Source organism: Microbacterium sp. Z6_144, from assembly GCF_057197625.1.
Window position 1 is genome coordinate 401,830 of record NZ_JBXVPT010000002.1, and the last position, 14,130, is coordinate 415,959.

Consider the following 14,130-nt stretch of genomic DNA (forward strand, 5'->3'; position numbering starts at 1 on the left):
ACTCCAGCCGGGGTCAGCGCGGGGTCTGCGCGGCGAGACGCGTCGCGGGAGTGATGTCGCGGCGCGTCCAGGTGAAGACGTGTCGCGGGTCGAACCGGGGTGCGCACTTCGCGCACGAGGTCGGCCGGGACGCGCGCCGGTGGCGGTACGCGACATGTCCGGCCGGGCACACCCCGACCCACGGCGCGAGCTCGTTGGCCGTCTCGCCGGCGTGGGTGGTCCCGCCGACGTAGCCGAGGTCGCGCGCGATGCGCTTCCACTGCGGTCCGTGACCCGCCGCGGGGCCGGCGAGCGCGTGGGCGACCTCATGCAGCAGCGTCTGGTGGTTCGTGTCGTCGTCGTAGCGGGCGGTGAGGTACCGGGACACGCTGATGCGGCGGCTGGTGTAGTCGCACAGGCCCGCCCGGCGCTTGGCGTTGTCGAACCCGAACGACCACGTCGCATCGAGGTGGAGGGAGATCAACGCCTCCGCCCACGTGCGCACCCGCTGCAGCTCCGACATGGACAACGAGCGTAGAGGCAGCGACCGACAGTCAGCTGGCGACCGACGTGCGAGCGCGGCGCCGGTCGGCGGCATCGATCGCCATCAGGGTCGACTCGAGCTGTTCGTCGGCGGCGCCGGCGTCCTGACGAAGGAACAGGGCGCGCTTGAAGTCGGTGCGCGCGTCGTCGTAGTCCCCGGCGTCGTAGGACACCTTGCCGCGGTGCTGATACGCGAACGCGGCGATACCCGACCACCCGGCGCCGTCCGCCTCGAGGGCGCAGGTGGTCAGCTCCTGCGCCGCCGCCGGTAGTGCGTCGCGCGCCTGCAGGACCGTCGCGTGCAGGACGCGCGCCCGCAGGAGGTCTTTGCGGGTTCCGGCCATCCGGGCCACGCGCACCGACTGGTCGGAGATCGACAGCGCCTCATCCAACCGGCCCAGCACCTTCAGCAGCCACACGCGCTCGAGGAGGGCGGGCAGACTCCGCTGGGGGCCGATCTCGTCGAGGCGTGCCTGGCACTCGGGGAGATCGACGATCTCGCGCAGCGTCTCCGGGTCGTATCCGCGGATGTAGCTCATCGTCGTCTCCCTTCGCCGTGCCGGTCGCCTGGCCTTCCGACTGCTTTCCCCAGTCTGCGTCAGGCGGGCCCGAGTCTCCCGGAAGGCACGCCGCCGATCACCGGTCGAACAGGGACGAGTTCGGTTTGGGAGAGGGTGTGGCATCCGCATCCGTCGCCGGAGAGGCCCCCCGGGTGAACTCGACGAGTTCGGCGCCGGAGGCCACCTTGGCCGGATGCGGCCCCGCCGCCATGAGCCGCGGCAGCCACTCCACCGGGAGAGGAGCCGGGGATGCCGCGATCACGAGGTTGCCGAATCTCCGGCCCTTGAGCACCTGCACCTCGGCGAGCACCGCGACGTGGGGGAGCACCGAGAGGACGGTAGCCACCTGCCGGCGCGCGAAGGCGAGGCCGGCGCCGTCGGCGACGTTGACCAGCAGCACGCCGTCGGGGGCGAGGATCCGCGCGGCGTCGCGGTAGAACTCCGCCGTCGTCAGGTGCGCGGGCGTCTGCGCGCCGGCGAACACGTCGCTGACGAGAAGGTCGACCGTGCCCACGATCCCGGCGGGCAGGCGTGCCAGCCCCGCCCGCGCGTCGCCGATGCGCACCCGGATCGAGGAGCCGCGCGGCAGCGGCAGGGTCGCGCGCACCAGGTCGACGAGCGGCTGCTCCAGTTCGATGACCTGCTGGCGCGAGCCCGGACGGGTCGCCTCGACGTACCGCGGCAGGGTGAACGCGCCCGCGCCGAGGTGCACCGCGGTCAGCGGCTGCCCGGGCAGGCGCAGGCGGTCGATCACCGCGGCCATGCGCGCGACGTATTCGAAGTGCAGGTGGGTGGCGTCATCCGGGTCGACGTGAGACTGCGGCGTGCCGTCCACCTCCAGCTCATACCCCGACGCGTACGGCGAGGGCACGATCCGAGCGATGGTCCCATCGGACAGACGCGTGGAGGCGATCTCGGCGGGTTCGACGCGGGCGCGGGCCATGCCCCCACGCTAGCCGCGCACGACCAGCAGGTGCCCGGCCGGTCGAAACACGATCGATACACACGAGCAACCGGCCCTCGATCGCTTGCGGGTACGGTCGGTACATCGGTTGAACGGGATGCGGCGCGTCGATCTGGAACCGCCGGCCCTGTCCTGACCCCCACATGGAAGGTGCACAGCACATGGCACACACGATGAGACGGCGCCTGCTCAGCGGCGCCGCCGCGGTCGCGATCGGCGCGATCGTCCTCTCCGGTTGCTCCAGCCAGCGCGGCGGCGGAGCAGAAGAGACCGAATCGGGCGATGTCGACTCGACGTTCGTCTTCGGCGCATCCGGAGACCCGTCCAGCCTCGACCCGGCCTTCGCCAGCGACGGCGAGTCCTTCCGCATCTCGCGGCAGATCTTCGAGGGTCTCGTCGGCGTCGAGGCGGGAACGGCTGACCCGGCGCCGCTCCTCGCCGAGAGCTGGGAGCAGTCCGAAGACGGACTGTCGTACACCTTCCAGCTCAAAGAGGGCGTGACCTTCCACGACGGCACCGAGTTCAACGCGGATGCGGTCTGCTTCAACTTCGACCGGCAGAACAACTTCACCGGTATCGCGCAGAGCGAGAGCCTGTCGTACTACTGGGGCAAGATCATGCGCGGCTACGCCGACACCGGCAGCTCGATCTACGAGAGCTGCGAGCCCGTCAGCGACACCGAGGTCACCGTGACCCTCAACGAGCCCTTCGCCGGCTTCATCCCGGCGCTGTCGCTCCCCGCGTTCGCCATGCAGAGCCCGGCCGCGCTCGAGGAGTACAACGCCGACGACGTGGGCGGCACCTCCGAGGCCCCGACGCTGAGCGAATACGCCACCGAGCACCCGACCGGCACCGGACCCTTCATGTTCGACTCGTGGGAGCCGGGCGCCGAGGCGACCGTCACCGCGTACGAGGACTACTGGGGCGAGCAGGGCCAGGTGCAGGAAGTCATCTTCCGCGTGATCGGTGACACCACCGCCCGCCGCCAGGCTCTCGAATCCGGCTCGATCGACGGCTACGACCTCGTCGCCCCCGCCGACCTCGGCGCACTCGAGGACGCGGGTTATACGCTCGTCAACCGCGAGCCGTTCAACATCCTGTACCTCGCCATGAACCAGGCCGACCCCGCGCTCGCCGACATCCGCGTGCGCCAGGCCCTCGCCCACGCCATCGACAAGGAGCAGCTGGTCAGCCAGGTGCTGCCCGAGGGCACCGTGGTCGCCGACCAGTTCATGCCGGAAAGCGTGATCGGCTTCAACGAGGACGTCACGGCGTACGAGTACGACGTCGAGGCGGCTCAGTCGCTGCTGGAGGAAGCCGGTTTCACCGAGGCGAACCCGCTGACGTTGACCTTCAACTACCCGGTCAACATCTCGCGCCCGTACATGCCGAACCCGGAGCAGATCTTCACGAACCTGCAGTCGCAGCTGGAGGCCGTGGGCGTGGTGCTCAACCCCGTCTCGAACGAATGGGCCGAGTACCTCGACCTCATCCAGGGCGGCAGCGAGCACGGCATCCACCTCCTCGGGTGGACCGGTGACTACAACGACCCCGACAACTTCGTGGGGACGTTCTTCGGTGCTCCCTCGAACGAGTGGGGCTTCGACAACGCCGAGCTGTTCTCGGCGCTGACCACCGCGCGCGGCCTCGCCACCGAGGACGAGCAGGACCCCGCCTACCAGGACATCAACGAGGAGATCGCGCAGTTCCTGCCCGGAATCCCGCTGGCAAGCCCCGTCCCGACCCTGGCGTTCGCCGAGCGAGTCACCTCGTACCCGGCGAGCCCCGTGCAGGACGAGGTCTACAACCTGATCGAACTGTCGGAGTGACGAACGGATGCTGCGACCCGGCCCGGGTCGCAGCATCCTCGTCTGCCCCACCTGTGTGAATCGGCTGCCTAGCCCGGCGCGAAGCAGCCGATTCACGCGGGTCGGGCTCCCCTTTATCCCGGAGTCTTCGTGCTACGCACCATCGGCAGGCGTCTGCTCCTGCTCATCCCCACGCTGTTCGGCCTGTCCGTGCTGCTGTTCTTCTGGGTGCGCGCGCTCCCGGGCGGACCGGCCGTCGCGCTGCTGGGCGAACGCGCCACCCCTGAGGCCGTCGAGCGCATCAACGAGCTGTACGGCTTCAACGAGCCGCTTTACGTGCAGTACTTCACGTGGCTCGGGCGCCTGATCACGGGCGACTTCGGGGCCTCGATCCAGACCGGACGCCCCGTGCTGGAGGAGTTCCTGCGGCGCTTCCCGGCCACCCTCGAGCTCTCGATCGCGGCGCTGATCATCGCCGTCGGGGTCGGTATCCCCCTCGGATACTGGGCCGCACGCAAGCACGGCAAGGCGTGGGATCACATCGCGGTCGTGCTGAGCCTCGTCGGCATCACGATCCCGGTGTTCTTCCTCGCATTCATCCTCAAGTACATCTTCGCGGTGCAGCTGGGATGGCTCCCGTCCGACGGGAGGCAGAACCCGCGGATAGACGCGACCCACTACACGAACCTGTACCTGCTCGACGGCCTCATCACGGGCGAACTCGACGCGACATGGGACGCGTTCCTGCACCTCATCCTCCCGGCGGTCGCTCTCGGCACCATCCCGCTCGCGATCATCGTGCGCATCACGCGCGCGTCGGTGCTGGACGTGCAGAACGCCGACTACGTCCGCACCGGTCGGGCCAAGGGCATCGGGCAGGGGACGCTGCGCAACCGATTCATCCTGCGCAACGCCATGCTCCCCGTGGTCACCACCGTGGGGCTGCAGGCGGGTCTGCTGATCTCCGGGGCGGTGCTCACCGAGACGGTGTTCGCCTTCCCCGGCATCGGGCAGTTCCTCGCGAGGGCCATCTTCACGCGTGACTTCCCGGTGCTCCAGGGCTTCATCATCTTCATCGCGATCCTGTATGCCCTCATCAACCTGCTCGTGGACGTGTCCTACAGCGTCATCGACCCGAGAGTGAGAGTGCAGTGAGCTCCAGCATCCTGCCCCCCGCCCCCAGCGGCGGCCCCGTCGACGACAACGCGATCGTCGATGCAGCGCTCCTCAGCGCCCAGACCCGCGGCGGGTTCTGGCGCGACGTCTTCCGGCGCCTGCGGCGCAACCCCACCGCGTGGATCGGCGCGGTGATCGTGGCGCTGTTCATCCTGGTGGCGCTCCTGGCCCCGCTCCTCACGCCGTACCCGGCCGAGTCGCTGCCGGGGCAGCGCTTCATCACCCCGACCGATATTCCGGGCCCGGGTGAGATGGCCGAGTTCCCTCTCGGCCTCGACCGCTTCGGCGGTGACGTGCTGTCGAAGCTGATCTGGGGCGCGCAGGCCTCGCTGATGATCGGCATCGTGTCCACCAGTTTCGGCCTCGTCGGCGGCATGCTGCTCGGCCTTCTGGCCGGCATGTTCGGCGGGTGGGTCGACAACGTCGTGATGCGCTTCGTCGACATCCTCCTCTCGGTGCCGAACCTGCTCCTGGCGGTGTCGATCGCGGCGATCCTCGGGCAGAGCCAGCTGGCGATCATGATCGCGATCGGAGCATCCCAGGTGCCGGTCTTCGCGCGGCTCCTCCGCGCCTCGCTCCTGCAGCAGCGCGGCGCGGACTACGTGCTCTCCGCGCAGACGCTGGGCCTCAGCCGCCGCTCGGTCACGATGAGCCACGTCCTGCCCAACAGCGTGGGGCCGGTCATCGTGCAGGGGACGCTGACGCTGGCCACCGCCGTCATCGACGCGGCCGCGCTGTCGTTCCTCGGCCTCGGCGGAGGGCTCCCGCAGACGGCCGAGTGGGGCCGCATGCTCACCTACGCGCAGTCGGAACTGGCGATCGCGCCGTGGCTGGCCTTCCTCCCCGGCATCTGCATCGCGGTCACCGCGCTCGGCTTCACGCTCCTCGGCGAGTCGCTGCGGGAGTCCATGGACCCCCGCACCCGCGCCCGCTGACCCGCCCGCTGACCCGCCCGCCCCGGCCCGTCCTGGAGGACCCGCCGGACCCGCGAGACTGCACGCTGCCGACGAGACATCGACATTCTGACGCGGTCTCGTCGGCACGCTGAAGTCTCGCGGCCCCGGCCGTGTGCGCGAAGCCCGGCAGGGGCGGGTCAGCCGGCGATGTCGAGCTCGTTGCCGGGGATCGAGGCGAGCAGGCGCCGCGTGTACGGGTCGCGCGCGTTCGTGAAGATCTCTTCACTGGATGCCGCCTCCACGAGCCGGCCGTCCTTCATGACGCACACGTAGTCGCTGATGAGACGCACCACGGCGAGGTCGTGGGAGATGAAGAGGTAGCTCAAGCCGTACTCGCGCTGCAGGTCGCCGAGGAGCGTGAGGATCTGGTCCTGCACGAGCACGTCGAGGGCCGAGACCGGCTCGTCGCACACGATGAGTTCGGGGGAGAGGGCGAGTGCACGGGCGATCGCGACCCGCTGGCGCTGGCCGCCCGACAGCTCCGAGGGGTAGCGGCGCAGCATCGACTGCGGCAGCGCCACGTCGTCCATGAGCTTCCGCACGCGCTCCGAGCGCTCCTTGGCCGAGCCGCGCTTGTAGAACGACAGCGGTTCCTCGATGATCCGCTCGATCGTGAACATGGGGTTCAGGCTCGAGTAGGGGTCCTGGAAGATCGGCTGCACCTTCTGCCGGAAGTCCCGCAGCGGCGCGCCCCTGAGGGCGGTGACATCCTGACCCTCGAACCGGATGGCCCCGCTCGTGGGCTCGACGACCTTCAGCAGCATCCGCGCGGTCGTGGTCTTGCCCGATCCCGACTCCCCGACGATCGCGACCGTCTGGCCGCGCGGGATCGCCAGCGACACGTCGTCGACGGCGCGGAAGTCGTCGCCGCGCCCGCGGGTGGGGTACACCTTCGTGAGGTGCTCGATCTCGACGATGTTGTCGGCCGTGGCCGTCGCCGCCTCGGCCGGATCGGGGACGATACCCAGGCGCGCCGCGCGGAAATCCTCGGGCCGCAGGCGCACGGCGGCGACCGACGGGGCGGCCGCCACGAGGGACTTCGTGTACGGATGCTGCGGCGCCTCGAGGATCTGCCGCGCCGGGCCCTGCTCGACCACACGCCCGCGGTGCATCACGATGACCCGGGCGGCGCGCTCGGCGGCGAGCCCGAGGTCGTGGGTGATGAGCAGCACCGAGGTGCCGAGCTCCGTGGTCATCCGGTCGATCTGGTCGAGGATGGTGCGCTGCACCGTCACGTCGAGGGCGCTGGTGGGCTCGTCGGCGATGAGCAGACGCGGGCTGCAGGCCATGCCGATCGCGATGAGCGCGCGCTGGCGCATCCCGCCGGAGAATTCGTGCGGGTACTGCTTGGCGCGGGCGGCCGCATCCGGGAGTCCCGCCGCCTCGAGGGTCTGGACGACCTTCCCCTGCACGTCCGACCGCGTGGCCAGGCCGTGGGCGAGGAGCGTCTCGGCCACCTGCGTGCCGATCTTGGCGACCGGATTGAGGTTCGACATCGGGTCCTGCGGCACCAGGCCGATCTGGCGGCCGCGCACCTCCCGCATCCGCGCCTCACTGAACTGCGTGAGATCCTCGCCCTCGATCAGGATGCTGCCGCGGGCGACCGACCCGCCGGAGGCGAGCAGCCCGATGATTGCCATCGCCGTGGTGGACTTCCCCGAGCCGGACTCGCCGACGATGGCGACGGTCTCTCCCGGGGCGATGTCGAAGTCGACGCCATCGACGGCGCGGACGGGACCGTCGATCGTCGAGAAGTCGACGGCCAGGTCGCGGACGGACAGCAGGGGCGCTGCGGCGGCGGAGGTCATCCGTCCATCCTGCCCCGCGCGCCGCGGCGACGCACGCGCTGGGGCGCATCGTCACGCACCCGTAACCGCGCCGCCTCGGCCCCGGGAGGGGCGGAGCCAGCACTGTCGCGGTCCCGGCACCGTCCGCCGGCGCCGGTAGCGTGTTCGCATGCGCGTGATCGACCTCAACGCCGACCTCGGCGAGACGGTCCGGGGCGTGCCGACCGCCGACGACGAGGCGATGTTCGCCGTCGTCTCCAGTGCGAGCGTCGCGTGCGGCGGCCACGCCGGGGATGCGGCATCCATGCGCGCGGCCGTGGAGCGCGCCGCGCGGTTCGATGTGGCCGTGGGTGCGCACCCCTCCTATCGCGATCCGGACAACTTCGGCCGGATCCACCGCGACCCCGCGCCCACGCAGCTGCGCGCCGAGGTCGCCGAACAGCTGCGGGCGCTGGTGGCCGCCGGGGCGCACGTGCGCTACGTCAAGCCGCACGGCGCGCTGTACCACGCGGTCACGGTCGAGGCGGAGCAGGCGGATGCGGTGGCGGCGGCCGTGGCCGACGTCTCGGCGGCGCTCGGCCGCGCCCTCCCCGTGCTGGGGCTCGGCGGAGAGATCGAGCGCGCCGCACGGGCGGCCGGCCTCCCCTTCGTCCGCGAGGCGTTCCTGGACCGCGGCTACACCGCGACGGGCGGGCTCGTGCGCCGCGGTGAGCCGGGTGATCTGCTGCACGAGGCCGCCGTCGTGGCCGAGCGGGCCGTCCGTCTGGCCGTCGACGGCCTGGTCGACACCGTCGACGGACCGCCGGTGGCCGCGGACGCCGCATCCCTGTGTCTGCACGGCGACACCCCGGCTGCCGTGGCGATGGCGCGTGCGGTGCGGGCGGCCCTGGAGGCTGAGGCGATCGTCGTGCGCCCACCATGGTGAACGTGGAGCTGCGGCCCATGGGGGAGCGGGCCGTCCTCGCCGAGACGGCGTCGCTCGCCGACGTCCTGGCGCTGTCGGCCGCGCTCGCCGCATCCCGGCCCGAGGGGATCGCCGACATCGTTCCCGCTGCCCGCACCGTGCTCGTGGCGTTCGACCCGGGGGTCGTCGCGCCCTCGGGCGTGCGGGCATGGATCCGCGCCGCCGCCGAGGAGGACGCTGCCGCGGGCGCGGCACCGTCGGGACCGCTCGTGGAGGTGCCGATCCGCTACGACGGGCCCGACCTCGCCGACACGGCCGGCCTGCTGGGGGTGAGTGCCTCCGAACTCGTCGCGCGGCACCGCGCCGCCGAGTGGAGCGTCGCCTTCACCGGATTCGCCCCCGGATTCGCGTACCTGGTGAGCGACGACTGGCCCTACGACGTGCCCAGGCTCGCGTCGCCGCGCACGCGCGTGCCGGCCGGCTCGGTGGGGATCGCGGGCGCCTTCTCCGGCGCGTACCCGCGCGAGACGCCCGGCGGATGGCGGCTGATCGGCGCGACGGATGCGCCGCTGTTCGACCCGCACGCCGCTCCGCCCGCGCTCCTCCCGCCCGGCGCCCGCGTGCGCTTCGTCGAGAAACGACATGCGGGACGAGAAACGGCGCGGCGCGTGGTTTCTCGTCCGGAACGTCGTTTCTCGCAGGCCGGGGAGGCGGGGGAGGCGGAGGGCGCCGGGGAGGCGGGGATCGGGGTCGTGGAGCCGGGGTTGCTCGCTACGGTGCAGGACCTCGGCCGGGCGGGGAACGCCGCCCTCGGGATCGCGCGATCGGGTGCGCTGGACCGCGAGGCGCTGCGACGTGCGAACCGGCTCGTCGGCAATGACGAGGGCGCCGCCGGGGTGGAGATCACCCTGGGCGGATTCCGCGCCGTCGCCCACCGACCCCTGTGGGTCGCGGTGGCCGGCGCCGTCGGCCCGATGACGCTCGACGGGCACGCGATCGATCCGCATACCGCGATCCGGTGGCCCGCCGGTGCCGAGCTGTCGGTCGGCTGGTTCGCCCAGGGGGCGCGCGGCTACCTCGCCGTTCGCGGCGGCATCGACGTACCGCCGGTCGCCGGATCCCGCGCCACCGACGTGCTCGCCGGCCTCGGCCCGGCACCGCTCCGCGCCGGCGACGTGGTGGCCGTGGGCGCCGACCCTGCCGCCGCCGTGCCGGTCGCCGACCTCGTGCCGTGGGGCGCGCCCGCCGACGCCGAGATCGAGGTCGAGCTGGCCCCGGGGCCACGCGCCGACTGGTTCGCCGCATCCGCGCACCGCGCCCTGTTCGAGGCGGTCTGGACCGTCTCCGACGCCGCCGACCGCGTCGGGATGCGGCTGGACGGGCCCGAGCTCGAGCGGGTGCAGGACGGTGAGGTGCCCAGCGAGGGGATGGTGCCGGGCGCGCTGCAGGTGCCGCCGTCCGGTCGCCCAACGATCCTCCTGGCCGACGGCCCGGTCACCGGTGGATACCCCGTGATCGCGGTGGCGACCGATGCCGCCCTCGACGCGCTCGCCCAGGCACGGCCGGGAACCCGCGTGCGCTTCCGCCACGCCCGCCCCGTGCCCTGACCCCGCGCAGATCCGGACCCGGCGCAGATCAGCGCTCGAGAGGTCGGGCCCCGGTGAGACGGGTCGGCGGGTGGGGAATTCCCTGTTTTCCCGGGCGACGGGCCGCGGTTATACCGCACGTCGGGGGACCCGTCAAGAATCCGGCTGGACACGGCGCGTCATCCGACGTATAGTCGTCTTTTGCGCTCCCCTTTCCCCTGCCCTCATATGGTGGTCGGCTGTTCCTGCACGTCCCCGCTCTCGCGGTGTGCGTCGTGTCAGGTTTCGGGGCCGGGAGCACTCCACCCTGACGACAAGGAAATCACGAGTCCTGCCCGGGCTCTGCGGAGGTTATTCCCTTGGCTGCTGCGCGCAACGCATCCACCCCCACCACCCCTAAGAACGGCCGCGGAGCATCCCGGCTTTCGTTCGCAAAAATCTCCGACACGCTGACGGTCCCCGACCTTCTCGCGTTGCAGACCGAGTCATTCGATTGGCTCGTCGGCAACGAAGCGTGGAAGACGCGTGTCGCCGAGGCTCTGGCCGCCGGTCGCACCGACGTCCCGGAGATCAGCGGACTGGAGGAGATCTTCGAGGAGATCTCGCCGATCGAAGACCTCAGCGAGACGATGCAGCTCTCGTTCACGAACCCGTACCTCGAGCCGGAGAAGTACTCGATCGAGGAGTGCAAGGAGCGCGGCAAGACCTACGCCGCCCCGCTGTACGTCGAGGCCGAGTTCATGAACCACCAGACCGGTGAGATCAAGACCCAGACGGTCTTCATGGGCGACTTCCCCCTGCAGACGGGCAAGGGAACGTTCATCATCAACGGCACGGAGCGTGTCGTCGTGTCGCAGCTGGTCCGTTCGCCGGGCGTGTACTTCGACAAGACCCCCGACAAGACGTCCGACAAGGACATCGTGTCGGCCCGCATCATTCCCAGCCGCGGTGCGTGGCTGGAGTTCGAGATCGACAAGCGCGATCAGGTCGGCGTCCGCATCGACCGCAAGCGCAAGCAGTCGGTCACCGTCTTCCTGAAGGCCCTGGGCCTCACCAGCGAAGACATCCTCGCCGAGTTCGCCGGCTTCGACTCGATCGAAGACACGCTGTCCAAGGACACGATCCTCACCAAGGAGGACGCGCTCCGCGACATCTACCGCAAGCTCCGTCCGGGCGAGCAGGTCGCCGCCGAGGCTGCCCGCGCGCTCCTGGACAACTTCTACTTCAACTCCAAGCGCTACGACCTGGCGAAGGTCGGCCGGTACAAGATCAACCAGAAGCTGGGCCTCGACCTGCCGCTGAGCGACTCGGTCCTGACCGTCGACGACATCGTCGCGACGATCAAGTACCTCGTCCGCCTGCACCGCGGCGACGACACCTTCTCCGGCACGCGCGGCGGGAAGACCGCCGAGATCCGCCTGGACATCGACGACATCGACAACTTCGGCAACCGCCGCATCCGCGCGGTGGGCGAGCTGATCCAGAACCAGGTCCGCACGGGCCTGTCGCGCATGGAGCGTGTCGTCCGCGAGCGGATGACCACGCAGGACATCGAGGCGATCACGCCGCAGACCCTGATCAACGTGCGCCCCGTCGTCGCCGCGATCAAGGAGTTCTTCGGCACCTCGCAGCTGTCGCAGTTCATGGACCAGAACAACCCGCTCGCGGGCCTGACCCACAAGCGGCGCCTGTCCGCGCTCGGCCCCGGCGGTCTGTCGCGTGAGCGTGCCGGCGTCGAGGTCCGTGACGTGCACCCCTCGCACTACGGCCGCATGTGCCCGATCGAGACGCCGGAAGGCCCGAACATCGGCCTGATCGGCTCGCTCGCATCGTTCGCCCGCATCAACGCGTTCGGCTTCATCGAGACGCCGTACCGCCGCGTCGTGAACGGCCGGGTCACCGACCAGATCGACTACCTGACCGCGAGCGAAGAGGCCGACTTCATCGTCGCCCAGGCCAACGCGCCGCTGAAGGCCGACGGTCACTTCCAGGAGGATCGGGTCCTTGCCCGCAAGATCGGCGGCGAGGTCGACCTCATCCCCGCCGGCGAGATCGGCTACATGGACGTCTCCCCGCGCCAGATGGTGTCGGTGGCGACCTCGCTCATCCCGTTCCTCGAGCACGACGACGCGAACCGCGCCCTCATGGGTGCGAACATGCAGCGTCAGGCCGTGCCGCTGGTTCGCAGCGACTCGCCGCTGGTGGGTACCGGTATGGAGGGCTACGCCGCGGTCGACGCCGGCGACGTGATCACCGCCGAGAAGGCCGGTGTCGTCCTGGAGGTCTCGGCCGACGTCGTGACCGTGCAGCTGGATGAGGGCGGCACGCAGGACTACTTCCTGCGCAAGTTCGACCGCTCCAACCAGGGCACGTCCTACAACCAGCGGGTCGTCGTATCCGCCGGCGAGCGCATCGAGGTCGGCGAGGTCATCGCCGACGGACCCGCGACGGAGAACGGCGAGCTCGCGCTCGGCAAGAACCTGCTCGTGGCGTTCATGACGTGGGAAGGCCACAACTTCGAGGACGCGATCATCCTCAGCCAGGAGCTGGTCAAGAACGACACCCTCTCCTCGATTCACATCGAGGAGTACGAGGTGGATGCTCGCGACACCAAGCTGGGCAAGGAGGAGATCACCCGTGATCTCCCCAACGTCAGCCCCGACCTGCTGAAGGACCTCGACGAGCGCGGCATTGTCCGCATCGGCGCCGAGGTCCGCCCCGGTGACATCCTCGTCGGCAAGGTCACGCCCAAGGGCGAGACCGAGCTCAGCGCCGAGGAGCGCCTGCTCCGTGCGATCTTCAACGAGAAGAGCCGCGAGGTTCGCGACACGTCGCTGAAGGTTCCCCACGGTGAGCAGGGCACGATCATCGCGGTCAAGGAGTTCAACGCCGAGGACGGCGATGACGAGCTCGGCTCCGGCGTCAACCGCCGCGTCGTGGTCTACATCGCCCAGAAGCGCAAGATCACCGAGGGCGACAAGCTCGCCGGACGCCACGGCAACAAGGGTGTCATCGCGAAGATCCTCCCCGTCGAGGACATGCCCTTCCTCGCCGACGGCACGCCCGTCGACGTGGTGCTCAACCCGCTCGGAATCCCCGGTCGCATGAACTTCGGTCAGGTGCTGGAGCTTCACCTCGGGTGGATCGCCCAGCAGGGCTGGAAGGTCGAGGGCACCCCGGAGTGGGCCGTCCGTCTGCCGGAGCAGGCCTTCGAGGCCGCCCCCGGCACGAAGGTCGCCACCCCGGTGTTCGACGGTGCGAGCGAGGAGGAGATCGCGGGTCTGCTGGACTCGACGTTCCCCACGCGCGACGGCGACCGGCTCATCGGCTCCTCGGGCAAGACGCTGCTGTTCGACGGTCGCTCCGGCGATCCGTTCCCGGCTCCCGTCTCGGTCGGCTACATGTACATCTTGAAGCTGCACCACCTCGTCGACGACAAGATCCACGCCCGCTCGACCGGTCCGTACTCGATGATCACCCAGCAGCCGCTCGGTGGTAAGGCGCAGTTCGGTGGCCAGCGCTTCGGTGAGATGGAGGTGTGGGCGCTCGAGGCCTACGGCGCCGCATACGCGCTCCAGGAGCTCCTCACGATCAAGTCCGACGACATCCTCGGCCGCGTCAAGGTGTACGAGGCGATCGTCAAGGGCGAGAACATCCAGGAGCCCGGCATCCCCGAGTCCTTCAAGGTGCTGATGAAGGAGATGCAGTCGCTCTGCCTGAACGTCGAGGTCCTCTCGGCCGACGGCACCGCGGTCAACCTCCGCGACACCGACGATGACGCCTTCCGTGCTGCCGAAGAACTCGGCATCAACATCTCCAGCCGCTTCGAGTCCTCGTCCATCGACGAGATCTGACCCGGCCCCTTCG

At 70.2% G+C, this 14,130-nt stretch carries 10 protein-coding genes; 6 read left to right on the forward strand and 4 right to left on the reverse strand.

All coding sequences use genetic code 11. The features are described 5' to 3' along the window. Window positions 1–13: 13 nt before the first annotated feature. From AC2DGY_RS13995 to AC2DGY_RS14005, 3 genes are all read right to left on the reverse strand, one after another. The gene (locus tag AC2DGY_RS13995; RefSeq protein WP_484510365.1) at window positions 14–502 is read right to left on the reverse strand and encodes a SprT-like domain-containing protein; all 489 of its coding nucleotides are present in this window, start codon (window positions 500–502) and stop codon (window positions 14–16) included. 31 nt (window positions 503–533) lie between these two features. Continuing rightward, on the reverse strand, window positions 534–1,061 hold the full coding sequence (locus tag AC2DGY_RS14000; protein ID WP_484510366.1) for a hypothetical protein: 528 nt from the start codon (window positions 1,059–1,061) through the stop codon (window positions 534–536). A gap of 97 nt (window positions 1,062–1,158) precedes the next feature. Continuing rightward, a complete protein-coding gene (locus AC2DGY_RS14005) occupies window positions 1,159–2,025 on the reverse strand; it encodes a spermidine synthase (RefSeq protein WP_484510367.1) in 867 nt (288 codons plus the stop codon). A gap of 182 nt (window positions 2,026–2,207) precedes the next feature. Here AC2DGY_RS14005 and AC2DGY_RS14010 point away from each other — a divergent pair, with 182 nt between their 5' ends. From AC2DGY_RS14010 to AC2DGY_RS14020, 3 genes are all read left to right on the forward strand, one after another. Continuing rightward, window positions 2,208–3,875, forward strand: a complete 1,668-nt coding sequence (locus AC2DGY_RS14010; protein WP_484510368.1) for an ABC transporter substrate-binding protein — start codon at window positions 2,208–2,210, stop codon at window positions 3,873–3,875. Window positions 3,876–4,004: 129 nt separating this feature from the next. Then, entirely contained in the window at window positions 4,005–5,009 is a 1,005-nt protein-coding gene (locus AC2DGY_RS14015; protein ID WP_484510369.1) for an ABC transporter permease, read from the forward strand. Continuing rightward, on the forward strand, window positions 5,006–5,965 hold the full coding sequence (locus AC2DGY_RS14020) for an ABC transporter permease (RefSeq protein WP_484510370.1): 960 nt from the start codon (window positions 5,006–5,008) through the stop codon (window positions 5,963–5,965). The genes AC2DGY_RS14015 and AC2DGY_RS14020 overlap by 4 nt, the downstream gene beginning before the upstream one ends. Window positions 5,966–6,123: 158 nt before the next feature. On the opposite strand, the gene AC2DGY_RS14025 is transcribed toward AC2DGY_RS14020, so the two are convergent. Further along, window positions 6,124–7,794 (reverse strand): ABC transporter ATP-binding protein, encoded by a 1,671-nt coding sequence (locus AC2DGY_RS14025; RefSeq protein ID WP_484510371.1) that lies wholly within the window; start codon window positions 7,792–7,794, stop codon window positions 6,124–6,126. 148 nt (window positions 7,795–7,942) lie between these two features. Between AC2DGY_RS14025 and AC2DGY_RS14030 the strand changes: the two genes are divergently transcribed. The 3 genes from AC2DGY_RS14030 to rpoB all read left to right on the forward strand — a co-directional run bounded on the left by AC2DGY_RS14030 (window position 7,943) and on the right by rpoB (window position 14,117). Continuing rightward, on the forward strand, window positions 7,943–8,698 hold the full coding sequence (locus tag AC2DGY_RS14030; RefSeq protein WP_484510372.1) for a 5-oxoprolinase subunit PxpA: 756 nt from the start codon (window positions 7,943–7,945) through the stop codon (window positions 8,696–8,698). Further along, complete coding sequence (locus tag AC2DGY_RS14035; RefSeq protein WP_484510373.1) at window positions 8,692–10,284, forward strand: 5-oxoprolinase subunit B/C family protein; 1,593 nt, start codon at window positions 8,692–8,694, stop codon at window positions 10,282–10,284. The genes AC2DGY_RS14030 and AC2DGY_RS14035 overlap by 7 nt, the downstream gene beginning before the upstream one ends. A gap of 338 nt (window positions 10,285–10,622) precedes the next feature. After that, entirely contained in the window at window positions 10,623–14,117 is a 3,495-nt protein-coding gene (rpoB, locus tag AC2DGY_RS14040) for a DNA-directed RNA polymerase subunit beta (protein WP_484510374.1), read from the forward strand. The last annotated feature ends 13 nt before the right edge of the window (window positions 14,118–14,130 follow it).

What these genes read in the sequence shown, in the direction of transcription:
- AC2DGY_RS14035 (WP_484510373.1), top strand. Translation starts at nt 8,692, where the DNA reads ATGGTGAACGTGGAGCTGCGGCCCATGGGGGAGCGGGCCGTCCTCGCC.
- AC2DGY_RS14025 (WP_484510371.1), bottom strand. Translation starts at nt 7,794, where the DNA reads ATGACCTCCGCCGCCGCAGCGCCCCTGCTGTCCGTCCGCGACCTGGCC.
- AC2DGY_RS14030 (WP_484510372.1), top strand. Translation starts at nt 7,943, where the DNA reads ATGCGCGTGATCGACCTCAACGCCGACCTCGGCGAGACGGTCCGGGGC.
- AC2DGY_RS14000 (WP_484510366.1), bottom strand. Translation starts at nt 1,061, where the DNA reads ATGAGCTACATCCGCGGATACGACCCGGAGACGCTGCGCGAGATCGTC.
- AC2DGY_RS14005 (WP_484510367.1), bottom strand. Translation starts at nt 2,025, where the DNA reads ATGGCCCGCGCCCGCGTCGAACCCGCCGAGATCGCCTCCACGCGTCTG.
- AC2DGY_RS13995 (WP_484510365.1), bottom strand. Translation starts at nt 502, where the DNA reads ATGTCGGAGCTGCAGCGGGTGCGCACGTGGGCGGAGGCGTTGATCTCC.
- AC2DGY_RS14010 (WP_484510368.1), top strand. Translation starts at nt 2,208, where the DNA reads ATGGCACACACGATGAGACGGCGCCTGCTCAGCGGCGCCGCCGCGGTC.